The organism is Pseudomonas brassicacearum, assembly GCF_000585995.1.
GTDB lineage: Bacteria > Pseudomonadota > Gammaproteobacteria > Pseudomonadales > Pseudomonadaceae > Aquipseudomonas > Aquipseudomonas brassicacearum_A.
This window is the reverse complement of sequence record NZ_CP007410.1, coordinates 3,267,177-3,293,244: the sequence shown is the minus strand read 5'-3', so window position 1 is coordinate 3,293,244 and position 26,068 is coordinate 3,267,177. Positions and strand designations below refer to the sequence as shown.

General features: G+C 57.8%; 26 protein-coding genes. 8 read left to right on the top strand and 18 right to left on the bottom strand.

All coding sequences use genetic code 11. The annotated features are described in order from the left end of the window. Window positions 1–177: 177 nt before the first annotated feature. The 7 genes from CD58_RS14330 to CD58_RS14300 all read right to left on the bottom strand — a co-directional run bounded on the left by CD58_RS14330 (window position 178) and on the right by CD58_RS14300 (window position 6,970). Entirely contained in the window at window positions 178–1,008 is an 831-nt protein-coding gene (locus CD58_RS14330; protein ID WP_025213688.1) for a phosphodiesterase, read from the bottom strand. 24 nt (window positions 1,009–1,032) lie between these two features. Next, window positions 1,033–2,064, bottom strand: coding sequence for an ABC transporter ATP-binding protein (locus CD58_RS14325; RefSeq protein WP_025213687.1), 1,032 nt, complete (start codon window positions 2,062–2,064; stop codon window positions 1,033–1,035). Continuing rightward, window positions 2,061–2,855, bottom strand: a complete 795-nt coding sequence (locus tag CD58_RS14320) for an ABC transporter permease (RefSeq protein ID WP_025213686.1) — start codon at window positions 2,853–2,855, stop codon at window positions 2,061–2,063. The genes CD58_RS14325 and CD58_RS14320 overlap by 4 nt, the downstream gene beginning before the upstream one ends. Continuing rightward, the gene (locus tag CD58_RS14315; RefSeq protein ID WP_038436641.1) at window positions 2,852–3,661 is read right to left on the bottom strand and encodes an ABC transporter permease; all 810 of its coding nucleotides are present in this window, start codon (window positions 3,659–3,661) and stop codon (window positions 2,852–2,854) included. Before CD58_RS14315 ends, CD58_RS14320 begins: the two co-directional genes overlap by 4 nt. A gap of 60 nt (window positions 3,662–3,721) precedes the next feature. Beyond that, window positions 3,722–4,726: an ABC transporter substrate-binding protein gene (locus CD58_RS14310; RefSeq protein ID WP_025213684.1), complete on the bottom strand. Its 1,005-nt coding sequence runs from the start codon at window positions 4,724–4,726 to the stop codon at window positions 3,722–3,724. Next, complete coding sequence (locus CD58_RS14305) at window positions 4,710–5,729, bottom strand: LacI family DNA-binding transcriptional regulator (protein WP_025213683.1); 1,020 nt, start codon at window positions 5,727–5,729, stop codon at window positions 4,710–4,712. The genes CD58_RS14310 and CD58_RS14305 overlap by 17 nt, the downstream gene beginning before the upstream one ends. Window positions 5,730–5,839: 110 nt before the next feature. Next, window positions 5,840–6,970 (bottom strand): site-specific integrase, encoded by a 1,131-nt coding sequence (locus tag CD58_RS14300; protein WP_080712549.1) that lies wholly within the window; start codon window positions 6,968–6,970, stop codon window positions 5,840–5,842. Between the two features lie 88 nt (window positions 6,971–7,058). On the opposite strand from CD58_RS14300, the gene CD58_RS14295 reads away from it, so the two are divergent. Further along, window positions 7,059–8,039: a DNA-binding protein gene (locus tag CD58_RS14295; protein WP_025213681.1), complete on the top strand. Its 981-nt coding sequence runs from the start codon at window positions 7,059–7,061 to the stop codon at window positions 8,037–8,039. A gap of 49 nt (window positions 8,040–8,088) precedes the next feature. Here the strand turns inward: CD58_RS14295 and CD58_RS14290 are convergent, their stop codons facing one another. The 10 genes from CD58_RS14290 to CD58_RS14245 all read right to left on the bottom strand — a co-directional run bounded on the left by CD58_RS14290 (window position 8,089) and on the right by CD58_RS14245 (window position 18,272). Further along, window positions 8,089–9,375, bottom strand: a complete 1,287-nt coding sequence (locus CD58_RS14290) for a TIGR02270 family protein (RefSeq protein ID WP_025213680.1) — start codon at window positions 9,373–9,375, stop codon at window positions 8,089–8,091. Between the two features lie 37 nt (window positions 9,376–9,412). Continuing rightward, window positions 9,413–10,321 (bottom strand): hypothetical protein, encoded by a 909-nt coding sequence (locus CD58_RS28775; protein WP_025213679.1) that lies wholly within the window; start codon window positions 10,319–10,321, stop codon window positions 9,413–9,415. A gap of 10 nt (window positions 10,322–10,331) precedes the next feature. Next, window positions 10,332–11,414, bottom strand: coding sequence for a PAAR-like domain-containing protein (locus CD58_RS14280; protein WP_025213678.1), 1,083 nt, complete (start codon window positions 11,412–11,414; stop codon window positions 10,332–10,334). Beyond that, window positions 11,414–12,454 carry a hypothetical protein gene (locus CD58_RS14275; protein ID WP_144238569.1) on the bottom strand — a complete coding sequence of 347 codons (1,041 nt, stop codon included), beginning with the start codon at window positions 12,452–12,454 and terminating at the stop codon, window positions 11,414–11,416. The genes CD58_RS14280 and CD58_RS14275 overlap by 1 nt, the downstream gene beginning before the upstream one ends. Further along, window positions 12,451–13,563 carry a DUF2169 family type VI secretion system accessory protein gene (locus CD58_RS14270; RefSeq protein WP_025213676.1) on the bottom strand — a complete coding sequence of 371 codons (1,113 nt, stop codon included), beginning with the start codon at window positions 13,561–13,563 and terminating at the stop codon, window positions 12,451–12,453. Before CD58_RS14270 ends, CD58_RS14275 begins: the two co-directional genes overlap by 4 nt. A gap of 14 nt (window positions 13,564–13,577) precedes the next feature. Then, window positions 13,578–14,036: a DUF6484 domain-containing protein gene (locus CD58_RS14265; protein WP_025213675.1), complete on the bottom strand. Its 459-nt coding sequence runs from the start codon at window positions 14,034–14,036 to the stop codon at window positions 13,578–13,580. 16 nt (window positions 14,037–14,052) lie between these two features. After that, window positions 14,053–16,278, bottom strand: a complete 2,226-nt coding sequence (locus CD58_RS14260; protein WP_025213674.1) for a type VI secretion system Vgr family protein — start codon at window positions 16,276–16,278, stop codon at window positions 14,053–14,055. A gap of 183 nt (window positions 16,279–16,461) precedes the next feature. Beyond that, complete coding sequence (locus CD58_RS14255) at window positions 16,462–16,869, bottom strand: hypothetical protein (RefSeq protein WP_025213673.1); 408 nt, start codon at window positions 16,867–16,869, stop codon at window positions 16,462–16,464. An 81-nt stretch (window positions 16,870–16,950) separates the two neighbouring features. After that, the gene (locus CD58_RS14250; RefSeq protein WP_025213672.1) at window positions 16,951–17,520 is read right to left on the bottom strand and encodes a hypothetical protein; all 570 of its coding nucleotides are present in this window, start codon (window positions 17,518–17,520) and stop codon (window positions 16,951–16,953) included. A 95-nt stretch (window positions 17,521–17,615) separates the two neighbouring features. Further along, entirely contained in the window at window positions 17,616–18,272 is a 657-nt protein-coding gene (locus tag CD58_RS14245; protein ID WP_025213671.1) for a hypothetical protein, read from the bottom strand. A 371-nt stretch (window positions 18,273–18,643) separates the two neighbouring features. Here CD58_RS14245 and CD58_RS14240 point away from each other — a divergent pair, with 371 nt between their 5' ends. From CD58_RS14240 to CD58_RS14220, 5 genes are read left to right on the top strand one after another with little or no spacing between them, the layout of a single operon-like run. Next, window positions 18,644–19,603, top strand: coding sequence for a 3-oxoacyl-[acyl-carrier-protein] synthase III C-terminal domain-containing protein (locus CD58_RS14240; protein ID WP_025213670.1), 960 nt, complete (start codon window positions 18,644–18,646; stop codon window positions 19,601–19,603). Next, window positions 19,578–19,838 carry an acyl carrier protein gene (locus CD58_RS14235; RefSeq protein WP_025213669.1) on the top strand — a complete coding sequence of 87 codons (261 nt, stop codon included), beginning with the start codon at window positions 19,578–19,580 and terminating at the stop codon, window positions 19,836–19,838. The genes CD58_RS14240 and CD58_RS14235 overlap by 26 nt, the downstream gene beginning before the upstream one ends. After that, a complete protein-coding gene (locus tag CD58_RS14230) occupies window positions 19,831–20,475 on the top strand; it encodes a hypothetical protein (RefSeq protein ID WP_025213668.1) in 645 nt (214 codons plus the stop codon). Before CD58_RS14235 ends, CD58_RS14230 begins: the two co-directional genes overlap by 8 nt. Further along, entirely contained in the window at window positions 20,472–21,824 is a 1,353-nt protein-coding gene (locus CD58_RS14225; RefSeq protein ID WP_025213667.1) for an MATE family efflux transporter, read from the top strand. The genes CD58_RS14230 and CD58_RS14225 overlap by 4 nt, the downstream gene beginning before the upstream one ends. Further along, window positions 21,814–22,869: an alpha/beta fold hydrolase gene (locus tag CD58_RS14220; RefSeq protein ID WP_025213666.1), complete on the top strand. Its 1,056-nt coding sequence runs from the start codon at window positions 21,814–21,816 to the stop codon at window positions 22,867–22,869. Before CD58_RS14225 ends, CD58_RS14220 begins: the two co-directional genes overlap by 11 nt. Before the next feature lie 211 nt (window positions 22,870–23,080). Here CD58_RS14220 and CD58_RS14215 read toward each other — a convergent pair whose 3' ends face one another. Continuing rightward, entirely contained in the window at window positions 23,081–23,626 is a 546-nt protein-coding gene (locus tag CD58_RS14215) for a helix-turn-helix domain-containing protein (protein WP_025213665.1), read from the bottom strand. 428 nt (window positions 23,627–24,054) lie between these two features. Here CD58_RS14215 and CD58_RS14210 point away from each other — a divergent pair, with 428 nt between their 5' ends. Beyond that, window positions 24,055–25,305, top strand: coding sequence for an efflux RND transporter periplasmic adaptor subunit (locus CD58_RS14210; protein WP_025213664.1), 1,251 nt, complete (start codon window positions 24,055–24,057; stop codon window positions 25,303–25,305). Next, on the top strand, window positions 25,295–26,068 hold the full coding sequence (locus CD58_RS14205) for an ABC transporter ATP-binding protein (protein ID WP_235195308.1): 774 nt from the start codon (window positions 25,295–25,297) through the stop codon (window positions 26,066–26,068). Before CD58_RS14210 ends, CD58_RS14205 begins: the two co-directional genes overlap by 11 nt.

Below are 26,068 nucleotides of genomic sequence, written 5' to 3'. Positions count from 1 at the left end.
ACCGCGGAATCTCTGTTCCGGGCATGTTGAAAAGGCAGCAGGACGCCATCGGCCGATCAGGTGATGGGCCGCTGGGTTGAATAAAACGCTAGGGAATCTTCAATCGATAGAGGGGACTGTGGTTAAAACCTCCGAGGAGCGCCTTCAAAAAACAACACCGTAAAAGTCCCTGGGTTGTCAGTCGATCAATCCATGAGCGTCATAAAACGGATACGGCCCGGGATACTCGCCAAACACGCCGTTATGGCTCACCAGTCCCTGCCCATGCCAGTGGTGCAACAGGTACCCGGCGGGCTCCAGGTTGAAATGCGCGGGAGCGCTTGTCTGGAGATCCAGGACAATTTGATGTGAGGTGCCAGGACACACGCAACTCAGGCTGCCGCCGAAGCGTCGCTGCATCGGCCGATGCAAATGTCCGCACAGCAAGCGCTCCACCTGCGGATGACGGGCGATGACCTGCTCCAGTGCCGAGGCGTTGATGAACGGTTCGCGGTCCATGTGGCCAATGCCGCTGATAAACGGTGGGTGGTGCAGGACCAATAGCGTTGGCACGTCGGGACGACTGGCCAGTTGTTCATCGAGCCAGCGCAGTTGGCTGTCCAGCAACTGACCGCCATGGCCGCCGGGAATGGTGCTGTCCAGGCCGATCAGGCGTAGCGGATATTCCTCAACCACCCAATCCAGGGGCGCACCGACCACGCTCGGCAGGTAGTCATGATCGGCAAATGCTGCCCGCAGATGCTCGCGATTGTCATGGTTCCCGGGCACCAGATAGCAAGGCATGTGCAGGCGCGCCAGTTCGGGGTGCAACACGGCATATTCATCAGGTCGACCGAAGTCCACCAGATCGCCACTGATCACCACGATGTCGGGGCGTGGAACATGGGCGTTCAAATGGTCGACCGCACGCCGCAACGCGGCGAGGGTATCAACGACGCCATAGGTCAGTTTTTCCCCGGCTTTAAGGTGCAGGTCACTGATCTGCGCAATGAGAAACGGATGATTCAAAATAAGTCCTCTAAAGAACACAAATCACGATGACAGGGTGAACAGCGCCTGGGGCTCGATGGCCAAGGCGAGCAGGGTGCCTGGGGCATGAATAGTGCTGTCGGTGCTGTCCACCAGCAACGGCTGGGCGGCGCCGATGTCCACCAACAGTCGGCTTTGAGCACCTTGAAAAAACTGACCGACCAGACACCCACGCAGGTGTCCTTCGCCCTCCATCACCCGTAAATGCTCCGGGCGGCAATAGACCGTGGCAGGCAGCCCGCGTCCGCGCCAAGGCAACTCTCCGCCATGGACTTTCAAGCCTTGGAGGGTGTGCTCGATCACCGCAAAAGCATTGAGGTTGCCGACAAAACTGGCGACAAAGGCGTTGGCGGGTTGCTGATAGATTTCCCGCGGGCTGGCCAACTGCGCGACGCGGCCCTGCGCCATGACCAGGATCCGACTGCCCAGGGCCATGGCTTCGCCCTGATCGTGAGTGACGAACACGGCGGTAATGCCCAGATGGCGTAGCAGCTGATCCAACTCGCTGCGCAAGCGTTCACGCAACTGCGCATCCAACGCCGCCAAGGGTTCATCGAGCAGCAATACCCGGGGCCTGGGCGCCAGGGCGCGGGCGAGGGCGACTCGCTGGCGCTGACCGCCGGACAACTCGTGGATGCTGCGCTTGCCGTGATCCTGCAGGCCGACCAGTTCCAACAACTCTGAGCAACGCTTGTTGCGCTCAGCGGGTGATACGCCGCGAACTTTCAGCCCATAAACGATGTTGCCGGCCACATCCAGGTTGGGAAACAGCGCATAGTTCTGGAACACCATGCCCACATCGCGACGTTCGATGGGTAAACGGGTGACCTCGGTGTCGCCAAAAAACACCTGCCCCACATCCGGCCGCTCAAGCCCGGCAATCAGGCGCAAAGTGGTGGTTTTACCGCAACCGGACGGGCCGAGGATCGCCAGGGTTTCCCCGGCTTCAATCGTCAAGTCCAGGTCATGTACGGCAACGGTGCCGTCAGAGAATGCCTTGCGGCAACCCGCCAGGCGAATGGTGGTTCCGCTCATCGTTTTTCTCCACGGGAAAGGCGGGCGCTGATGGCCTGCAACGCAATCAGCAGCGGCACGATCATCAGCAGGAATATGAGGGTGTAGGCGCTGGCAACTTCCAGCCTGGCCGAGGCATAACTGTCAGCCAGGCCCACCGGCAGCGTCTTGGTCATCGGCGTATGAAGCATCCAAGTCAGGTTGAACTCGCCCAGTGACAGGGTGACGACCATTAATACCCCGGCGAGAATCCCCGCCCTGCAGTTGGGTACCACCACACTGAAGAATCGCCGCAGTGGCCCGGCGCCAAGGCTGGCCGCGGCTTCTTCCAGGACGGGCAGTTGCTGGCGTTGCATCACGGCCATGACCGGACGTACCAGAAACGGCAGGGTGAACAGCACATGACCGACGAGAATGAATAGCCAGCTGCTGCGGAACCCGCCGTATTGCCCGTAAGTCAGCAGCAACGCCAAGGCGCTGGCCAGGCCCGGCATTGCCACGGGCAGCACCATCAACTCCTCGAACCCGCGGCTGAAGCGATTGTTCATCCGCACCAGCGCGTAAGCCGCCGGCACACCCACCACACAGACGCACACCGCGCAAGCCAGGGCCAACTGCAGGGATAGCCAGACCGTGGGCGAATAGTCTTGCCAGACTTGCACCAGCCAATCGAACGTCAGACCGCTGGACACGCCCTGGAAATAATTGCGCGTCAGCCCGGCCAGCAGGGACATCAAGACCGGCACCAACATGAAGGCGCATACCAGCAAGGTGAACACCAATTGCCCGACAAACAACGTTGAGCGCTTCACAAGACTGTCCTCGAATTTTTCGCCAGGCGCCTGGCCAGTAGCAGCACCGCCCAGGTCAGCGCCCCCAGCACCACCGACAATGCGGCGGCCACGGCGAAATTGGCGTAGTTGGTGAACACGTTGTAGATCGCCACCGGTGTCACGTTGAGCCGGGTACCCAAGGTGAAAGCCGTACCGAACGCCCCCATGGACGTCGCAAAGCAGATCGCCCCGCAGGACACCAGTGCTGGCGCCAGCCCCGGAACGATGACATCACAGGTCACCCGCCAAGGTCCGGCCCCCAGTGATTGAGCCGCCTCTTCCAGGCTGCGATCCAGGCTTTCGCACGCGGCCATCACCGTGAGGATCACCCGCGGGATCGAGAAGTACAGGTAACCGATGCACAGTCCCATCAGCGAGTAGGCAAAAATCCAGCGTTCACCCGCCAGCTCCATGCCGAGGCTGGCAAACAAGCCTTGTCGACCGGCCAGCAGAATCACCAGGAACCCGACGACCACACCGGGGAATGCCAGTGGGAAAGTCAACAAGGCGACCAGGAGCGAACGACCGAAGAAACGCTGGCGACTGAGAAAAAAACCACTGATGCCGCCCACCAGCAGCGCCGCAAGGGTTGTCGCCAGGGCCAGCAGGCAGGTCTGCGCCAGGCTGCCCAGGTATTGCGCGCTGCTCAGCACCTGCCAATAGCCGCTCGCGCTGCCATCACGACTTTGCCCACCCAGTACGATCAGGTGTGCCAACGGCAACAGCCAGAACGCGAACAACACCGCTGCGGCAGGCGCCAGGGCCCAGGCCGCGGTCAGCCGCAAAGGCGGCGCCGTGGCCCGGCCCGAGCGGACTTCCTGGGTTTTTATTACCGAGGCGGTCACTTACTTGACCTCTCGCAGGTAACGTGCGGAAAAGGCTTCCTGCGCCGCCGCCATTTGCTCGTAGTTGACCACGCCAGCCCGGGCGTAATCGCTGTCAGGCAGGAACTGCGCGGCGATATCGGCAGGCATCTTCATGGCTCGCACCGGCCTCAGGTACGCCTTGGCCCAAAGCGCCTGGCCTTGTTCGGACAGCACAAAATCCAAGACTATCTCGGCGTTGGCCCGATGGGGGGCGTTGCCGACGATGCTCATCACGTAAGGCACGCTGATGCTGCCTTCCTTGGGAATCACAAAGGCAACGTTGGCCTTGTCCTTGTAACGGGCCCGATAGGCGTTGAAATCGTAATCCACCAGGATCGGCAATTCGCCGGACAGCACCCGCGCGTAAGCCGTCTGCTTAGGCACAATGGGCGAGTTTTTCGCCAGTTTCTGGAAGTAATCGATCGCCGGAGCGAAGTCGTCCAGGCTCCCACCCATGGCCTGGTTGATCGCGACGGCAGAGACGTAGCCGACGAACGCGCTGGACGGATCCAGGTAGCCAACCATGCCTTTGTATTCAGGCTTGAGCAGATCGCCCCAGCTTTGCGGCACGGGCAGGCCACCCAGCGCATCGACGTTGACCATGATGCCCAAGGTGCCGGAATGAATGGCAAACCAATGTCCCTGCGGGTCCTTCAAACCTGCCGGGATCTGCTCCCAGCCCTTGGGTTTATAAGTGCCGACCACCCCGGCCTTTTGCGCCTGCAAACCAAACGTCACACCGTAATACACCACATCAGCCACCGGTGCGGCCTGTTCGGCCACCAGTTGCGCCAATGCCTGCCCGGAGTTCTTGTTGTCCAGCGGGACCTGTACTCCAGTGGTATCGGCAATTGCCTTGAGTTGCGTGCCCCAGTCGGCCCATTCCGGCGGGCAGTTGTAGCAAATCGCCGTCTCGGCGGCCTGGGCCAGGCTGGCAACGCCGCACAGCAGCAACGTCGCCAGGGTTTTACTGAAGCGGATCATCAAGCGTCTCCTCGTAGGGTTGAGTGCTTTCGCCCGGTCGGATATGGCAGGGCAGGCAATGGGAAACCGGTGTGGCGCCGGCGATCTGCGCCAGCAGTTGGTCGATCACGGTGCAGGCCAGCGCTTCGATGGGCTGGACGACACTGCACAGCGTCGGGTGCATCTGGGTGCCAAGGGCGATGCCATCAAAGCCAATGACCGAGAGTTGCTTGGGCACGTGCCAACCGTTGCGCCGCAGCTGCGCAATCAGGCTGATCGCCAATAAATCGTTGGAGCAGACCAACGCGCTGAGCGCCTGCGGGCCTTGCAGCAGTGGCTCGATGGCGGCGAAGTCGGCCTGGGTGTGGGCCGGCATTTCAATCACCGGCAGGCTGTCGAGGCCGGCCTCGCGCATCGCGTCGCAATAACCGGCATACCGCTGGCGAGCGCGGTCGGACTGCAGGGCAGGGCCCGCAACCATGCCAATGCGCCAATGACCGGCTTCCAGCAGATAACGGGTGGCGAGGGCCATGCCGGCGCGATTGTCCACCGACACGGCGCTGTAGTCCGGATTGCCCGGCTGGTGATAGGCCAGGACAAAAGGTGTGTCCTCGTTGTCCAGGTTTTGCAGCACGCGGTTACTCTCGGCGTCGGTCACCGTGAGAACGAGGCCATCGACGCGCTGTCGCAACAACTCCTCGACCACCACGCTTTCACGCTCGCTGCTGTAGTCGGTCGTGGCCAGCAGCAGGTTGTAACCGCGCAGACGCGCCGCGCGCTCCATCGCCTGGAATTGCTCGGCGAAGACCGGGTTGAGCAGGTTGGGCACCACCACGCCGATCAGCTTGGTCACTTGCAGGCGTAGTTGGCGGCCGAGACGATTAGGCCGGAAACCCAGCTGGCGCGCGGCGGCGAAGACCTGTTCCCGGGTGGCTGGACGGACCACTTCAGGGGACGCAAAGGTACGCGCCGCAGTCGCCCGCGATACCCCCGCCAACCGTGCCACTTCTTTTAAATCAGTCATTGTCACTCGCTTGAGATCGATCTCATTGGCGAGGACAGTACTCAGGGGATATGGCGTTTCAGGGATGGATTGGTGACAGTTTGATGTCAGTCGCAGCGCGACAGAATAGGTTAGTTCTTAACCGGATAACGATGGTCCTGGCTACCCGGCGGATGTTGCGAATCCTGGTCCGGCTTGAGCAAATCCCCGGCGCGACTGTTCAGCAATTCACCGGCTTGAAAGTAGCTCATCACGGTAGTCACGCTGCGGTGTTCAGTCATTGCCATCACCTCACCCAAGGGAACACCCTGGCGGCCGGCTTCCGTGACAAAGCCGGAACGCAGGCTGTGGGCCGCCCAGTCTCCGTCCAAACCGGCCAGTTGCGCACGGCGTTTGACGATGCGGGCGACCTGGTCGCCGGACAGTCCTGACGTACCCACCTTGCCGCCCTTGTACAACCGACGAAACAGCGGTCCGGTGCAGGCCGGTGCCGCTGCCAGCCAAGCGTTTAGCGCTTGCGCCGCCACGCCACGGAGCGGTTTTTCCCGGCGCACCCCACCGGTATCGGTCTTGGTCGCACCGAGCGCATAGAGCCAGGTGTCGGTGTCGAGCCGACGCAGGTCCTCGATCTGCAAGCCAATCACTTCAGAGCGGCGCCGACCTCCGCCACTCCAGGCTAACAGCAGCAGGGCGCGGTCGCGTAGCCCGCGCACGCCGTCAGTACAGGTGGCCAGCATCGCCTGCAGCGGTTCAAGAACCACGGCGGTCTTCTTGCGCAGGGTGACGCCCTGGCGCGCCTGGGCCTTATGCGCCTCGCGCAGCAGGGTCTTGACCGCCGCGACTTCGCAGGGGTTATCCCACTCGTTCAAACGGTGCCATTTGGCCAATACCGCCAGGCGGTGGCTGACGGTGCTGAATGCCAGCACCCCCGGCTTGCTTTTGACACTGGCGGCGATCAGTGCCGCATCGACGTTGGCGGGCAGCAAGTGCGTCCAGCCGCCAGCGCCGTCCGGACGAGCAAGATGATCGACGATGAACTGCACCACCACGGAAGGCGGCAGGGCGCCATCACCGAGCGCACGTCTGTAGCGCAGCTGCAACCAGGCCGCCCAGTAAGCGAAGGCGCTGCGGTAGCTGCGCACCGTATTGGCGGCGGTGCCGGCGGCAATGAACGCTTCGGCGGCGGCGCGGGTGTTTTCGGCCAGTCCATGCAGTTCCAGCGGTCCTTCTAATACCACTTGCGGAGTATCTGTATTATTCATTACGTTCAACGTATTATAAATTTGGTTACAAGATTATAGAGTCGGATAACAATCTCTTATCAGACCTAATATAGCGGAGGGCACGACAATGGCGGTAGGCGTACCGGAAACGGCGGTGTTCGAAGCGGCGGATGCCGTGTTGGCGCGCGGTGAGCGGCCCACGGTAGAGCGTGTACGCCTGGAGCTGGGTCGCGGCAGCCCTGCACGGGTCGGCGCCTTGCTCGATCAATGGTGGGAACGATTGGCGGGGCGCCTGCGCGGCGAAACGCGGCTGCCCGAGTTACCGACGGAGGTCGCGCAGGCCTTCGTGGACATTTGGCAGCAGGCGACCACATTGGCCCAAGGCGTGGTCGAGCAAGGGCTAAGCGCCCAGCGCCAGGTGCTCGACAGCGAGCGTGAACAGCTGGCGATGGCGCAAGAGCAGATCCGCCAGGACGCGGCCCGCGCTCGCCAGCAAGCTATGGAAGCCACTGCGGCTCGGCAAGCCATCGAAGTGCGCCTCAATGACCTCGAGCGATTACTCGAACAGCGCCAGGCGCAGATCGATGACTTGCAGCACCAGCGCGGCGAGCTGCAACAGTCGCGCAGCGAAATGCAGCTGCAGGTGCAGAACCTGCAGCAGGAACTGCAAGACGCGCAGCGACAGGCTGAACAGGAGCGGCTCTCCCAGGAAACCTATGTGCGTGGCGTGGAAGAGCGGGCCCACCGTGAAGTCGACCGTGCGCGCGAGGAGAGTAAGGCACGCCTGGTCGAGTGCCGCGAGCTGCGGCGCCAGTTCGATGAACTGCAACGCCGATCTGAGCAGACCCGCAGCCAGCTCCTCGAAACGCAACGCCAGGCAGCGGAGCTACAAACGCGCGCCGAGCTGGCAGCAGAGCAGGGCGAGCAGCAACGGCATTCGCTCGAAACGCGTCTGAAAGAGGCCCTGCTCGCCCTCGACGAGGTGCGTTACACGATGGTCGCCCAGCAGGCCCGAGCCGACACCTTGGAGGGGCAACTGGACCAACTGCGCACCACCCTGCAGCGCAAGAGCCGTACCAGGAAGGGCGCAGCCGACAAGTCCCCGTAGGATGCAGCTCGCAGGTTCGACGGTTCAATCATTGCTGCACGTGTACGGTTCATCGCCCCAATCCCGCCGGTTTGCCCAGCAGCCGCTTTTGCCGCCGGGCCGGTGCGCTGGTAGGGAAAAGCACTTCGTTTGGCCGATAGCGTGCAACGCCACAAGCGGCGGCAATGCGCTGGCGTTGCTGGCCCCGGACAAGGGCCTGCCGAAAACTGCTTTCGCTCTGCGCTAACCCCAACACATAACCAGTACCCACTTGGAAATCGCCACCATGAGCCTGCCACCAGACTTCGATTGCCTGCGGATCGGGCCAAGGCAGGTCCTCATCGGGGTCCATGGCGACATTGGGGTCCTGAGGGTCGTCGTTCGGGCCCGCATCGAAGTCCGGCGAGTCCTTCAATTCCAAGTCAAGCAACGCCAAGTCGGCGCCAGTCATCAGGCTGAAGGCTTCCCCGGCGACGCGGGCATAAGGCAGGTCGCTCATCTGCTGGATCAGCCACGGCACGCTGACCGGATCGCCCAGTAACCCAAGGGCCTGGATGCCGATGCGCCGCTGCGCAGGATTCTGTACCAGCTGGCGTATCCAGGCGATGCTGGGTTCGCGCTTCTGCCAGGCCAGCAATACACAGCATGCGCGGTACTGGAACTCGCCCGATTGCTCGGCAAACTCGCGCAGGGGTTCCAAGGCTTGCTCATCGCCCATTTGCGCAGTGGCCCAGTTGGCCCAGAAACGCGTGGCTGGATCCTGGTGTCGGCGGTGGGCCCGAATCGTCGGCAGCAAGTCCCGTCGACGTAATTCACCGGCGGTGCGGGCGGCGCGTGCCACCACGCTGGGGTCGGCATCGGAAAGTCCGGTCAGCAGGGCAGGGCCGGGGTCGTGGCGATGCATGCCACAGGCCGCGAGGCCGAGGCGGCGGAACAGCGGGGCAGGGGCGGCGAGCATGCGGTCGATCCAAGGCGCTATTCGTTCCCAGTCGAGCCAACCCAGGGCCATCAGATAACCGCGCTCCGTTTCCGCAGTGCTTTCCATGGCTTTCCCCGTGGCACTGCGCAAGTGCTCGCTGAGCCGCGACAACACCTGCGCGTTACCCGCCTCGAAAGCCAGCACCACACTGGCGAACATCTCGCCGATGGCGTGTGGACCGAGTTGGGACAGCAGCGTTTCAAGGCCTGTTTGCCCGGCGATTCGCAAGCCGTCGAGGTGGGCGTCGAGGCGGTTATCGAGGTTGTCGAGGTGCTCGATGTCGTAGTGCGGAGCGCGTAGGGCATAGTCGCGTAGGGTGGCAAGGAAGCCGACTTCTTCTGCGTGTTGCTCGACCACCAGGGATAGCGAGTTGTTCATGAGCAATGCATCGGAATTACCGACTCGGTGGCCAAACTCAAGTGTTGTGTGGACATATCAACCGCTCCCACTGACTGCCATCAAACTTGAGTATGTCGTCAACACCAAAGGAGTAAAGCAGTCCATCACGGGCATCAAGTTTATGGGCGCCGGGAGGAGGGTTGATGCCCGTGTCGATATCGAAGAAGTTCTGTCCGTCATATCGAACGAGGCCGTGCACATGGGAAAGGTATAGATGCCCGTTGTACAGCGCCATGTCCCAGAAATTCATGGTTCTCTCGGTGTCAATGACATCCCACTTATCGCGGTTGCCCATGAGTAGCAGACCGTCATTGCCACAGGCATAAACCTGATTTTCACTCTTGCACAGTACCCGTGACAGTGGGCGATTGGTTGGGGAATCCAGCGTGCTCCAGCGCGCCCCGTCATAGTGCAGGATGTGGCCCTTTTCACCCACGGCATAAATATCGTTATGCAACAGGCCATCCAGGTTTTCCAGGGTCGGGGAGCCCACTTTCACGCCGGGCGGGCTCATGTTCACCCAGGCACCGTGTGAGTAACGATAAACCTGGGATGACTGACCGCAGATGTACAACTCGCTTTCGATTTCCCTTATGCAAAGTAACTCGCCAAGCCGGCCCGTCTCGATGCGATCGTTTTCGAACTTTCCTCGGATATTGTCCAGGGTGAAGTCCGCCGAGCCCGACGTTACATGACGAAGGTTGCCATTTCGTCCAAGCATCCAGAGGCTGTTGTCCTTGCGTCTGAAGCAGGCTGCCCCTATGACGTCGTTATCTACATCGTTGTAGACCCAGTTTCCATCGAAGCAGAAGGCGACCCTGGACATTTGTTCGTCCGGCAGGGAGTTGTACTGCGCGGGGACAATGATTGTGCCCGCCTTTACAATCAGGCCACAGGTAAAAAACAGGGAGTCTTCATTACTCATGATGGCTTCTCTATATCAAGGGGGCCGGGTTCTTCGGCTTTTTTTCGAGGGCGGGTGCGCGAACTTCGCCCCTGCGCATACCTGACTCCGGACCAACGCCCAGGTCTTCGTGTCCTTTGTCAATCTGAGCCTTCAGGCATTTTTTATCGCAGCCCGTCTCGTCGGCGACCGCTTGCGCCGAGAGGTCACTGATTTCCGCGTAGGTGAAGTCATTACGACCGTTCAACATCGCATCGCGTTTTACCACGTAAGCCCTACCGATACGTCCATGCTGCATGAGCTTTTCTGTCGGGCCTTGACGGGAGTTATGGTCAGCGCCTTCTACGCATATGCAGGGGGCCTTGTTGTGATCGTATGTCGGGACGAAAGCGTCACCACGGACTTTCAGCTTGCCGGTTTTCGGGTTTATGGGGCGGGGCGTCGATAAATCCGCTACTGGAACCGGGTGGTGCGGCGTCTTTCCCCCACATTTTGAGCAACGTGTTTTTGGCGAGTTGGGTACGAGCATGCACTTACGGGCTTCACAACACTCGGGGCTTGTATTGTCGGCCGGGCCGGGTATCGCCCCGCGTGACAATGACTTGGCTGGCGGTGGGCAGGCCGCTTTTATTTTTTCCACGTCCCCTGACTTGACACAAGGGTTTTGGGGGTCTGCCATCGCCACCGCATCCAGATAGGGCCATGCCAGTGTGTTGGACGTTGAGCCATGGTTATGGGTGGTCAGGTCCATATTTCGGACGACGTTTTCAGCTTCAAACTTCACATTCATCGACCACGCCGTGAAATAGACCTTTCCTTTGATCTTGCTGGTGATGATCCCTTTTTTCGGCGCATTTCCAGCTTCATCCCCATAACTGGTCTTGAAGTAGCTCTTATCCTTGAGCATGACCTCCTTACGACTGATCTTCACCGTTCGCGTGCCCCTGGTGGTGTCCTTGGCCAAGCCGGTATTGGGGTAGGGAATCGGCACCCCCAGCGGGGTGGGCGGGGCCTGGGGTGGGGTGAAGCAGACATCCGGAAAGCAGGCAACCGACTTGCCGTCGGCCGCCTTGCAGGAAACCTCCATATTGTTGGCGAAGACTTCGTTGGCCATCAGGCGGCCCTCACGATCTGATAACTGAGCAGTGCAACGGCGCGTTCGCCGGCGTCGTTGCCAAGGTGGCAGAAGATATTCGGGCCTTCGCCATAACCCTTGCGACTGGCGGCCAACGCCACGGCGAGCATGGCCGGACCGATGGCGGCGCCGACTTCGCCGATGCAGTCGGCCGGGTGCCAGAGATGGAAGAACTCTTTGCGCACGCGCAGGGTCCGGCTGAGGGCCAGGGAGGCTTCCTTGAAGTAGTACTGCTCGCCGGAGATGTCGGTGAGCCGATAATCCATTTGCTCCAACCCACAGCCGGCTTCGCTCAGGGCCGCCCGTACAGCTTGAGTCAGGCCTTCGGCGCGTAGGGGAATGTCTTCGGCCTCCACTGTGGCCTTCTCCATCCCGAACCCCAGACCGATGCAGGCCAATTGCGGTTCTTCGCTGGCGACTGGGGCGGCCAGCACCACGGCGGCGGCACCTTCGCCGGGGATAAAACCGTTGGAATTCTGGCTGGTGAGCAGGCGCTCGCGTGCTTCGAAAGCACCCAGTGTCGGTCCGTTCAAGAAGGAATCGACGCCGGCAATCAGTACGTGGCGATGGCCGCCCTGGTAGATCAGCGTACGCGCATTGAGCAGGGCCACGGCAGCGCTGACCCGTCCACGGGCGATGACGCTGGAGCTGGGATGAAAGCGCAGGCCCAGCTCGGCTTCGATAGCGTGCAGCAGCTCCTTATCGAGTCTTTCAAGGCGGCCGGGGCGCTCGACTTCCGCTACTCCCAGCAGCAGCGGGGTCTTTTCCGGGTCGACGTTGGGGGTGCTTTGCAGCACCTCGGCGACGGCACGGGCGGCCATCTTGATCAGCTTGGTGCGGCCGCGCCAGGGCTGTTCCAGAGGCACGCTGGCTGCAATCAGCCATTCGCCACCTTGGTCGATGAAACGGGTGTCCTGGAAATTGTCGATGGCACAGCGGATCGCCGCGCAGCTCGCGGGTGCGCTGAGGCCGACCGCGCTGACCATGCCGGAGCCGATAATACAAAGCGCAGTCATCAGTTCGCCTCCTCGGCAGCCGGCTTGCCTTTCACCAGGGAGGAGAGCGACGGATAATAACCCTTGCCCAGTTCACGGGCGCGCCACCAGCCCGTAGACATAGTGCCGACCAGCACCTGAGCGATCTCGAACATATTGCGGCGTAGCGGACGGGAAACACGCCAGGTTAACTGCACATGGCGAGCGTCGGTGTCGATCAGCAAGGTGTCGATCACCGCCTGCACAGTCTCATGACCGCCTTTTTTCAGGAAGAAAGTCACCGGCACAGCCATTTCGGGGATGCGAAAGCCTGCACGCTCCTGGGGCGTGAGGTTGAGCAGCTGTACGATCTCGCCGCCACGCAGGTGAGGAACCTGCTGGTCGTCAGGGGCTGCCTGGAAGTAGCGATTGTCGAAATCCCCTGGCAGAAACGGAAAGCAGTCGGCCAACCAGGCATCGTCGTAAGTACCAGCGAAGCGGGCGCGTTGCGGCCAGCTACGACCAACCGGGCCGAGGGCCATCGGACGAAAGTCGCCAGAGGGGCTGTCGATTGGCTTACCCAATTCCTCGGTGTTCGGCATTGGCATGCCCAGGATGTCAGCACTACCCAGACGGTGCGGATACCAGCCGCAACCGGCCGGATTGGCTGGGTAGCAGTGACGCATGTCGGGCTCGTTCGCCATCGGATGGCTGCCTCCAAAGGCTTGGGCATACGAGATGTCCTGCGCGGTGAAGGGCTGCGGCAAGCCAGGAGAAGCGCCCAATAGTCCTGGCTGCCATAGACGGGGGCCAAGGACGGAAAAGGCTTTGGTCATCTGACCAACCCGAATGCCCGCAGTCAACTGCGTCACGGGCCGGCCGCCTGGCGCGTAGGCTTTGCCACACACCAGTACGTCGCAAAATGGCTTGACCGGGGCGAAGTCCATTTCCTGCCGAGGGGCGCTGAGGCCCGGTTCGCCAAGAAAAGTGTCGGCCATCAGCAGCGGTTGCTGGATGTCAGCGAGAGTTGCGACGCGGCCGTCCAACGGCAGATCGAAAGTACCCTTGGCCACCACGACCAGGGATTCGCGGCCGTCGCTTGCCATGCCCATGGTGTAGGCAGCCACCAGTTTGCTGGCGTTGAGCAGTTCCATGGATCGACTACCTTCTAGTTAATCTGCACCGAACCGCCCTTGATGCGGTTGACCCCGCTGGAGCGGCTGGAAAGGTAGGTGCCACGGATGATCACTTTGCCTGCGCGGGTCAGAGTGATGCTGGCCTTGCCGCAGCGCAGGACGATTTCCCGCTCGGCTGTAAATTCCAAGCGCTCGCCATCCAGGTGAGCGATGGCAGGCGTCACGGTTTCCGGCAGGCGCTGGATGCGCCCGATCACCAGCGGCCGGGCCACGTCGCCGGCCTCGAACATCAGGGCGACCTGGGCTCCGATGTCTTCGCGGGTGAGCGGGGTGGTGGTGCGCGCGGCGAGGCCAGTGTCAGCAGGGCAACCGGGGAAGGCCACTACCGGGGCGTCCGCCTTGGGCACATCCAACAGCACGCCAATCACGACGCCCTCCACGCGCGCGGGCGTGGCGGTGGAGGAGGCGGGGAGGTGGTATTCAACGGTCATAGCACAGGCTCCATGGCTAGTTCTGCAGAATCTTCTGGCCTTTGACGACCACATTCTTGCTGGCCTTGATATTGATCGCGCCAGAGCCGTCGATGGTGATGTTCTTGCCGCTGATCATGATCGTGCCGTCCTTTTTCATGGTGATGCTGGCCGCGCCCGTGGTCAGGGTGATGGAGTCGCCGGCCGTGAGGGAAAAATGCTTGCCGACGTCCAGGCTGTCGTTCTGCTTGATGCCCGTGGTGCGGTTCTGAGCGACGTCGCGGGATTCGTTCTGGCCGATCTGAGTGCTCTGGTTGCCGTTGATCTCGATGCCTTCGTTGCCCTGGACCGTTTCGTTACGGTTGCCACTGATGCCGATGGTCTCGTTGCCGCCTACGTCCTCGGTCCGGTTGCTGGCAATGCTGATTTTTTCGTTGGCGCCGACCTTTTCCGTGCGGTCCGCACCGATGGTGATGGTCTCGTTGCTGCCCACGTTCTCGGTGCGATTGGCGCCGATGGTGATTTTCTCGTTGCTGCCCACATCCTCGGTACGGTTCACGCCGATGGAGATGGTTTCGTTATTGCCGACCTTTTCCTTGCGATCCACACCGATGGTGATGGTTTCGTTGTTATCGACGGTTTCGGTGCGGTCGTGTTTGACGTGCACGGTTTCGTCGTTGTCGACGGTCTTGCTGCGATCATGGCCGACCCAGTGGGTCTCGTCGTTCTCGACCTCGATGTCCTGGTTCTTCTCGGCGTGGATAAACAGTTGCTCGGCGCCTTTTTTGTCCTCCATGCGGATTTCATTGAAGTTGGCCGGTGAGCCGCCCTTGCTTGAGCGGCTCTTCACCCCACTCTGGGTGGCATTGGCGGGCAACGCGTAGGGCACGGTCTGTTCGGCGTTGTAGACGCGGCCGGTGATGATCGGCCGATCCGGATCGCCTTCAAGGAAGCTGACGATCACTTCCTGACCGATCCGCGGGAGCTGCACGGATCCCCAGTTCTTACCGGCCCAGGCCTGGGACACGCGAATCCAGCAGGAGCTGTTTTCGTTGGACTGGTCATGGCGATCCCAGTGGAAATGCACTTTGACCCGGCCGTACTGGTCGGTCCAGATCTCCTCGCCACTGGGCCCCACCACCACGGCGGTCTGCGGTCCACGGACAATGGGCATGGGGGTCAGCGGGAGAGGGCGGAAGGCCTGGTTGGCGTCCATGCAGTCCAACTCGCTGATGAACTGTTCGTCCAGGTCCGACTGCCCGCTTTCATAGGGATCCTGGCGGATCTGATAACGTGCGACCACCACCAGGTATTCGCGATTTTGGTCCCCACGGTCGTAGCCCGTCAGATTGAACACATGGCCGCAACCCAGCCCTCGGGCACGGCCGCGCAACTGCACGCGCTCGAATTGGCTGTGAATGGCTTCGATGCGGGTACGCGCGTAGTGCTCGCCATCGTTGCTCTGTACGTATTCACCGGGATAGTCATAGAGCGGATGGTCGCTGTTGCTGTGGTTGCGCATCACGTTGGAGCGCACCTCAAGGCTGGCGCGGGGGCGCAGGAAGTCATAGTCGTTCAACGCCAGCGAGCCGGGTTGTACCTCCCGCGCCAGTTGCCAATCGTAGAAATGATCGCGCTCGCGCATTTGGCGATCCGGCGGATAGAAGGGCACCGAGTCGTAGCCTGCCGCCGTGGAGTGGGCGCCATAGGCGTCGGCCAACACCAACACATGCCGCGCCTCTTCATGGCGAAAGTAGTAATAGATGCCTTCCTGCTCCATCAGCCGACTGACGAAATCGAAGCTGGTTTCGCGGTACTGCACGCAGTATTCCCACTCGCGATAGCTGGCGCTCAGGCTGTCCTCGAAATCGGAAAACCCCAGATCGCGGAACACCTGCTTGATGATGTCCGGCACGGTCTTGTTCTGGAAAATCCGGCAGTCGGAGGTGCGCGTGAGCAACCAGAACCAGGGGCGCAAACTGACGCGATAACCCGCGAACTGGCCGTGGCCGGTCAGTTGCCGGCAGCTGCAGACAATGCCGTGGAAGTAGCGCTTGCCGCCGTCGTACAGCTCCAGGGTCAGGCCCATCGGCTTGCCCAGCAACTGGTCGAATGTGATGGCCCGGTCTTCGGAGGTCAGGTCCAGTTCGTAGTGGAACAACCGCCCCAACTCTTCACTGCCTTCCAGGCTCTTGAGCACAAGGACATTGTCGCCGAGGGGGCTGTCGACTTGCACCAGGCGGTTGTTTTGGGTGATCTCCATATCGCCTCGTAATTTGCACTCGGTCAGCGCGGACGTAGGCTGAATCCGTATCCTGCGGAGGGCGTTCGCCCGGGCCACCTAGCGTATCTGAAGACACTTATCTGAAGACACTATTAGGCCAAAGTGGCAGCGCTGACGTGGGTTCAAAATAGGTGAAGCGCAGCTGTTTATCAATCTAAACCATTACGGCGCTTCAAAGTTCTCATATGCCAGGGATATCGAATCGTTCTGCGGGTAGCTGACATACACCATCTCCCCATAGTTACTGGCGACCAACACGTAGGGCCACTTGCCGTTTGCCTTTCGCAGTTGCTCATACAAGGGTAGGAAGAAGTCTTTAGTCTGACCCTGGGGATCGTAGGGAACTTCGCCCTGGAAGATTGGATAGCGTCCTTGATTACAAAGCTGCACGCGCTCCAGCTTGATGCCGTTTTTCTCCAATACGGTGCGGGCTGGGTGCTGCCAGGTGGCGAGATCGACATCCTTGCAGTCGGTGGTCTCTTTGGTATAGAGCTCGGTGTCTTGAAGGGCTGGATACGCCATGGCCTGGCTGGCCAGGAGGGAAAAAGCCAGGGGGATAAGACGCAGCATGGTGAGGATCCGAATAAGGGGAGGTGGATTGTAAGAGGTTTCGTCGAATCAGAAAAAGACAACTGGCTGTTGCCGGGGTTATCAATCACCCCCCCAGTCCAAGGCCTGCACCCGCTCGCCGATTAAACCCTTCAACCATGTCGCGTGGAATTCCATCTCCTCGACCGGCATTTCAAAGCCCAGGCAACACCGTAAGGGTTCATCTGTCGGTCCCCTGAAACCCACCCGATAATGCCCGCAACGGCCGTAAAAGGAGGTCACGAAGGGCGCTATCCAAAGGATATCGCTGAATGGCACCTTCACTTCGACAGGTTCCTTGTTACGACGCGTCTGGGTAAAGGTGAGGTGCTGCCCGGACTCGTCGAAGCTGAAGGTCATCACCGGTACCTGGCCAATGGGCAAGCCGATTATGACGCCACTCACTAAAATAAGGACGAACAACACCGCCAGATAAGGTGTTTCGGTAATGCTTTGCAGGTAGTTCGCCATGAAGTCCCCGGTTGTCTCACTCAGGACCCCCGGCAGCGCCCCGATTGCCCAGACCGCGAAAATAAAAAGGGACGTAAAGACAAAGACCAACACCAGATTTTCCGCTGGTGGAGGTTCTTTATCGTAGTGCCAGTACGGCGGATGCTCGGGTTCAGGGCTCATGCGTCATATTCTGAGAGCGTTGCAGAGGATATCCAGCTTTGAAGACGCGAATACAGGTTCGTCATGCTTGAATCAACGTCTTCATAACACCGCCATCACGTATCCAGCCAGCAAATATCGCTCATCCGCTCGCCGATCAGCCCCTTCAACCAAGCAATGTGAAACTCCATTTCCGTGACCGGAAAATCCCGACCCAAGTGGCACTTCAAAGACTTGCCCTTGGGCCCGACAAAGCCGATCTGAAAATGTCCGGACCGACCGTAACTGGACAGGACGTAAGCCGATATCCAAAGGATATCGCTGAAAGGTACCTGCCTTTCGATGGCTTTTCCCAGTCGGCGTGTCTGGGTAAAGGTGAGTTGCTGCCTGGCTTCGTCGAAACTGAAGGCGGTCACTGCAGGACTGGAAATGCCAAAGCTCAGCATGCCCGCCGCCAGCAATGCCGTACCGATCAGCGGAAGGAAAAAGGTAGGTTCTGTGAGGGTTTGCGCGTAAGTAAGCGGTAACCCCTTGACTGCCTCCACCAGGGTAATCAGCAGCAGTGCAAGCCCATAAAAAGGCAGGGTGAACAGCAGCACCACGAGAAAGCCAAAGCTACCGGCGAAAAAAGCGAACGTGCCCCGCGGGTAAACACGCGAACTGTGTTGCTCATCGACGTAATGCCAGAACGGCGGATGCGCGAGCGTGGCGCTGGCCATTGCGGTAGGGGGGGATTCGATCAGGCGTACCGGATGTTTTTGTTTGCGCTTCATGCGTCAGGGTCTGGCGGAGGCGTGCGGAAGTTGTCCGCGATCATGTGCGCAACTATATAGGATCACGTGAGGCTGATCGGATTTTTTACGCCGGCCGCATGAGGCAAACTCGGGGGGCAAGGTCAAGCAGCATAGGGGGGGAGGAGGGTAACTCCGATCCGCATCAGAAGTACCGGTTCTTCCAGCCCAGCGCGCACTTGGGACTTTTCGTCCCCCCTAAACCCCGTTGAACGTCGGTAGGAATTCCATTTGTGGGACCTGCAAATGGGAAAAACATCCTCTTTAAGCAATTTTAGGCAAAAAGCACGATCCGTTTCTGGGACGATGTGGCTAATTGATGCAGGCACTAAAATATTCTTTTCGGGAACGTTATGCTGCCACTTAATTATTTATGTTGGTTGCCGGGTCGTGTTTCACTAGAGCCTCTCAGCACGCTTGAGCAGTCTCATGGTTTAAAGCCTGGGGCCTGCAAGGTGCTACAGCGTTATTATTCTTTGCACTCCGTTGGGATGTCTTCCAGAACCCACGCAGAGATGCTTGTGGAAACGCTGGGCGCATTGGTTATTGCAAACCCACAACTGAAAGAAGTCAAAGGTTGCCTGGTGTATGCCAAAACTCAAACGCATAACACATTCTTTGACAGTCGTTGGCTGGAGGATGTTGCCGAGGCATGCGGGATAGGGCACTGGGAAGTACTCAGTGTGAGTTTGAATCATTGCTCGTCTGCCTTATCGGCGATTCATTTATTAAAAAACAGATCGAGCAAGCGCGGCGAGCCAATGATTCTTCTTACGGGGGAAAAGGCTTTCCACAGTGCTGTCAATCGACTGGATAACAGCGTATTGGCTGAAATACCGGCCGCGATGCTGCTCAATGCGGGCCCCGCCCAATGGAATTTGACCCATACGGCGGTAAAGCATATGTCCTCGTTTTATGACAATTATCGGCATGAGTCTTCCGTGCGTCGGCGCGAATTATATGCGTCGCTGGAGCAGGAATATCATGATTTTTATCTGTCCGTGCTGGATAAATTCAATGTTCCCGCTGACAGCATCGATGCCATCATTCCGTGCAATCTGGACCTGCCGATGCTTGAAAGAGTTGTCGAGAAATTGAATTTCAAAGGCATCCTGTTTACCAGGCATGTCGCTGAATACGGACATGCTTATTGCTCAGACGTTCTATTTAACTTGTCTGGCCTATTGGAATACTTCACCGGAAAGAAAATTCTCTGCCTGACCATGGGCATGGGGGTTACGCTTTCATGCGTTTTAATTGAAAAAAATGAAAATAGCGAGGTTCTACATGTCAAATCTTCTGTCAGCGGTTAATGAAGCACTCAATGATGTCATGTCTTCGACCGTGTCGGTCGGTCTGGAAACGGATTTCAACGAAGATCTGGATCTTGATTCGGTATTGTTCGTTCAGTTCTTACTGACGCTTGAGGAAAAAGTCCCTGGGCTGATGTTTGATCCGGATCAAATCAATCAGGATGCATTTACCACCGTTGGCAAGTTGATCGGTTGGATTGGGCAGCACCTGCAGTTGGAGAGTGCGTATGCCTGATGGCCTGTTTAACCGAACTTATCAGCTGTTAGCGGACCATGACCCCGCAGAAGCCGTGCGGCTATTGCGTGGCGGGTTGCCCGATCAGACCAAGCCGGTATTCAGCCAGGGCTATCAACTCGTGCCACTTGAGCGGGATGACGCTGCCGGCCCGTCCGGGCCGGCAGATCGGGTACTTGCCTCGCTTGGACTGGATCTTCGATACCTGGGAGCGGAGCAGGCAACGGCCGTCGATGACACTTCCCTGATCATCTCTGTCGCGGCCCGCCTGGGACTGCTGATGCGCATGTTGAGCATGAGTTGGACACATCTGTCAGCGCGCCGCAGCTTTGGTGTGAAAACCACTCAGCATCAGTTGATTAAGGCCGAGTTTGCCGACGTGAGCAGCCAGTGCAGCCTGCTGATGTTGCAATGGGAAATGCGCATCGCAGCGCAGGACTTTCTAGACGCCGAACAAGACCAGTGGCAAATCACCCAGTTGACCAACAGGGCGGAAAAACTGATGGGAGGCCACGGCTATTTGCTGGGCGCGACGCACACGCTGTCTTATCTCTCGATGATGATTTATAGCCTGCATGGTAAAACGACGAGGCATTACCCCCTGCCACGGCACGCAAGCGTGGGGGAGGCACTGTGAACGCATCATCGGACCTGGCCCTGTCGCAGCGCCAGGGAGCAAGCCGGGACATTGCGGACCTGCTCAAGCTTGCCTGGCCAATGATTGTCGTTGCCGTCGCGGTGTCTTTTTCACAGAACATCCAAACCGCTATTTTGGGGCATGGTTCTGAGACAACGTCGATTTACTGGTTGTCGATGATCCAGCCATTCAGCTTTTTGTTCCTGGCTATTCTCGAATGCCTGGCGATCACTAACCAAGTATTCAGCGCAAGGTCGCTGAATCTTTGGTCAAAGCAGAAAGTGCTGGCGGCCACGTCCATTTTGTCTGCACTAGGCATCCTGGTCGTGGCCTTGCTCAGTGGTGCGATCGTATTCAGCGCACCTTGGCTGGAGAAGCTGCTGCCTGTATCCGGTGGGAGCTTTTATCAGCAAGTGCTTCCCCTCTATTTCCTTTCGATCTTGCCGTTCATTCATCTGGAGATGTGCAACAGTGCCTTGCGAGGGCAGGGCAAGAGCACGTTGAGCATGTTTCTGGTCATTGCCTATATCGTCCTGAACGCCGGTATTTGCTACATCAGTTACCACGTCTACGGCTTGGGCTTCTATTCCATCATCGTAGCTAACGCCTTGGCGTCCGGCCTGCTGATGCCCGTTGCGACATTGCTGGTGTGGCGTGTCGGTCGCCAGCAGCAGGACGACCGTCCGCATGCGTTCTTTGCCCGATTGAAAGGGCTGCTGCAGTTGGTTGGCCTACCGATCTTTGTATCTTTTATCGTGGTGTTCTTCAGTTCATTGCTGGTGTTTCCCCTGATCGGAACGTTGGGTGAGCAATATGTCGCCGCGTTCCTGATCATTACCAAGATTAGGATGTTCATTGTCATTCCCGCCGTGGCATGCGGTTCCGCACTGGCGATTTTGGTGAACCAGCGTCTGGCAATCAGTAGCGGCGAAGGATTGAGGCGACTCTTGCATCGCGGGTTGATGTTCATTGGCGGGCTTTACGCCGTGCTCACCGTCGGGGTCTACCTGAGTGAGGAAGCATTGATCGGCATTCTTTCAGGCAACGGGACGATCAGGGACGCCAGCCAACAGATGATGCTGATTTTATTACCGACGTTCTTCCTCACGGCATTCGTGGCGTCGCTGCAAGCTTTACTCGAGCAGCTTGACCAGGCGCGTCGGGTGTTAATTCTGACGGTGATCATCGAGTTGCTCATGGTGATCGTTTTATTGGTCGGTTGGGATCGCTTCTCTAGCTTGAACGCTATCATGAGCATCATCATCACGTTCAGTGCGCTTAATTTCCTGGCCTTTGCCAACGAATACTGGCGGCTGGCAAATAAAATCGGGAGCGAACATGTTATTTAGCGCAATCTATCCGTTGTTGCTGATAGTGGCGCTGATTCATCAAAACTACTTTCGCGTATTGGTGGTATTGCGACTTCGGCCGAAACTGCTGATGAAGGCCCGTGTCCGGCCAATGACACACTATGTTCGCGTGTGCCGTTTAATAAGGTTGTTCGATCTCTACTCGTTGAACATGATGTCTTCTTATCTTTCAGCGCTGTGCGCATTGCGGCTGTTTGAAAAGACCCGACCGCTGCCCTATAAGCCCGCCGAGATGATGCTGCTGCGCCAATGCCAACAGGAAAATTTCACCTGGCGACAGACTTTCGTAAAAATGTTCATTTACCCTCAATCCGCGCAGCAAGCAGAGAAAATCTTGCTGCTGCATGGCTGGGATGGGCGAAGCATCATGCTCAGGCACCTTGCCCAGCGCTTGCAGGCAAAGGGGTACAGTGTTTTTGTGCCTGACCTGCCAGCCCATGGCGTATCTCCGGGCCAGGGTGTGTCTTTTTACGATCTCTCCAGGGCGGTCATCGATATCGAGCGACACTACGGTCCTTTCTCGGTGGTGGTCGGGCATTCATCCGGCGGGCTGGTAGGCTGTATGGCCGCACTGCAAGGGTTGTTGTTCAAGAGAATGATCTTGATCAGTAGCCCCTGCAGTTTTGGTGAAGTCCTGGATAATTATGTGCTTAACAATAAACTACCGCGAAACATTGCGACGTCGATGAAAAAGCTCTATCAACTACGGTACGGCGTACACCCTGATAAAATCGGGCCAGAGCTCATTGCAAAAATAAAACAGCCAGTATTGATATTGCATGACAAGGGAGACGTGAGTATCGATTTGGAAGAAGCCATGGTACTTAACTACGCGTTGGATAAAAGCAAACTGATCGTAACCGAAGGCAAAGGCCACAATGGAGCCTTGCGCGATCCGACGGTATTCAACCGTATTTCCAGATTCCTGGATAATACCGCGCAGGAAGATTATTTTGCCATGGTTGACCCGGCCCTGTGTTTTCGCAGCCGTTTTGGTGTAGGTATCAAACGTACAAAGCGTTGATTACCAATATTGATAACCGAACGACTCAGCGCACTTTTCCTGCCGCCCCCTCAAGCACTCGTTATTCTTTCAACCGGAAATGACTATCGCCTCAACGACGGTTTTTTACTTTTTCCCGGCAAGGGGAGGCCCGTTACGTCATGACGCTGAACTTTCATATCTGCGGTTGTACGAGTGATTGAGGGGGCTCGGATCCAGCGGGCTTTATTACTTACAATGAATTAATGTTGTTAAGCAGCATATTTCGAGAGAAACCATTTCGTTGAATGCCAAAAATAAAATCATATTCGGAGGAGTCTTTCTTCACTTTCTGGCCGGTCGATTTTATTACGTCCTGTTTGAATCTCAGTGGCGTTTCGTTATAGGTCTTGCTGAAACTTCGAGAAAAATGCGGCAGGGAGGAAAAGCCACAGGCGTAGCTGATGTCGGTCAATGACCATTCCGGGGCCAGGTTGATGAACTCCTTTGCCAACGCCAGGCGGACCTTCCACATCCACTTTATCGGTGTCACCTCGTAAAACAGGTTGAACACGCGACAAATATCGAATCGGGTTTTACCGCAGATTTTCTCCAGGTCTTCCAAGGTGATTTCCTCCGAAATATTTTCGACGATGTAATTGATCACCGTGACAATGCACAGCGCCTTTTCTGTATCTGCATGTTTGCCATAGATTTGAAGATGACGCGTGTATAGGTCATCCATTATTTTTTGTGTAAAGAGGGTCTTCTCAGCATTCGAGATTTTAACGTCCCACATACAGACTCCGTTCTGTAGACCAATGGCGAAGTTTTTTTATTATTGGATAGGCTGTGACTGCCTTACGCTCTGGCAATTGCCATGCCAGTTTTTCGTTATCATAACCGTTTGTTTACTAAGGTATTTTTGTGCCGCTCTCGATTTAGGGAAATTGAAATCCCATTTATGGGATGTTTTTTTTGCGGGCTATTACCTTGCGTTCCATTATCGGGATTTTGATTTTCATGGGACTTTCCCATAAATAGCGGCTAACCCGTAGTGCACGTTTCGCTGCCGTTCCGAAAATGAGACGTCGCAGCATCGATCTTCACGTGCCCCCGTCTTGTCGAAATTTTTATTCAATGGATATCAAAGGTTTGGGATTATTCTCTGCTCTTGGCATGGAGTGTGCTTGAAGGTAATCCAAGTAGCTAATATTGGTGTTTTTTATGGATATCTCTATCCCGCAACCGGGAAAAAAAGGCGTACTCAATAAGCACAGGAACGTCATTGCGGGTGGCGTCTTGTTGTTGATCCTGCTGCTGGCGATCTACAACTATAAGTTTTCGCCTTACCAAATTGCTCGCAGCAGCGTCACGGTTGCCGAGGTCAAGTACGGTGACTTTGCCATAGAGGTGCGGGGCAACGGCGTACTTTTACCGTTGGACATCAACTGGGTGGCGGCGAACGTTGACGCTCGGGTCGAGCAAGTCATTTATAAGGCAGGGATGAAAGTCAGCAAGGGCGAGTTGCTGGTGGTCATGAGTAATCCGACGCTGGAGCAGCAACTTCAGGAGCGGCAACTGGAGCTTAAGGCGCTTCGAGCAGAAACCGAGGCCAAAAACGCTGAGCTGCAAAATAAAACGCTCAATCAAGAGGCGCTGATGTTGGACGTGAAGAGTCGGCTACTTAGTTCTTCACTGCGCCTCGCTGCCCAGACAAAATATATTTTGGCGGTGCCCCGGTTGGAATATGAAACCACGCGCATTCTGACTGAACAGTATACTCAGCAAGTCAATTTCGAAGAGCGACGGCTCAAGACGCTTAAGCTCAGCGTCGTGGCGGAGATAAAGGCTAACATTATCCGCCTTAACAAAATGGAGTCGTTGGTTGCGCTGAGTCAGCAGGAGGTTGATTCGCTCAAAGTCAAATCGCCGATTGATGGCATTTTGCAAGACGTGAAAGTTCAGGTCGGCCAGCGGGTAACGGTAGGTAGTGATATCGCTCGCCTGGCTAAAGAGAAAGAGTTGTACGCCGAGCTCAAAGTGCCCGAGTTGCAGTCGCGTGATCTGGCAGTCGGGCAGGCCGTCACGATCAACACGGGCCGGAGCCGGTTCCCGGGCGTGCTATCGCGGGTTGATCCTGCGGTGATCAACGGTACGGTCAAGGTGGATGTGACGTTCGTTCAGCCGCTGCCACAGGAGGCACGTCCCGACCTGAGCGTCGATGGATTGATTGCGGTGACGAAAATCAATAATTCGTTGTATGTCGAGCGCCCGCCGTTCGCGCAGAATAACCTGCCTTCTACGCTCTACCGGCTGGACGAAAAAGATCGTTCAGCGACCAAAATGAAAGTGGATTTCGGGCAGGGTTCTGCTGACTACATCCAGATCACCAGCGGGCTTAAAGCTGGCGACAGAATAATCCTCAGTGACAGCACCGCCTGGCAGGGTGCCGAACAGATTCAAATTGCCAACTGATGCAGCTCACGCCGGCCACCGGAACAATGCCCTGGAGACAGTAATGATGGAACCTTTGGTAGAACTGACTGACGTAAACAAGATTTTCCTGACCGATGAAATCGAAACCCATGCGCTCAGCAAGATTACGCTGACCATTTCCAAGGGTGAGTACGTGGCTATATCGGGCCCCTCCGGTTGTGGGAAATCGACGCTGCTTTCAGTCCTTGGGTTGCTGGATACGGCTTCGAGCGGCACGTATCAATTGGCAGGGCAAAACGTCGACAACATTTCCAAGAAACAGCGTGCGCAGGTGCGTAACCGCGACATTGGCTTCATCTTTCAGTCGTTCAACCTCATCAGCGATCTGACGATCGAAGAAAATGTCGCGCTGCCGCTGACGTACCGCGGTGAGATTTCCAAAACCGAACGCCAACAGCGGGTGGCCGAGGCCCTGGCCAAGGTCAACATGTCCCACCGCAGTCGTCACTATCCTTCACAGCTTTCAGGCGGCCAGCAGCAGCGCGTCGCGGTCGCCCGGGCCATCGTGGGTAACCCATCCATCCTTCTCGCGGACGAACCCACCGGTAACCTCGATTCGAACAATGCAGAAGCGGTAATGAACATCCTCGACAAGTTGCATGAAGAAGGGGCCACGATCTGCATCGTGACCCACGACCCTCGTTCGGCTGAGCGTGCGCAGCGCAATATTGTCCTGTCCGACGGAAAGGTCGTTGGCGATGGAGAACAGGCGCGACAACTGTCCCTGGTGAAGGAAGCATAA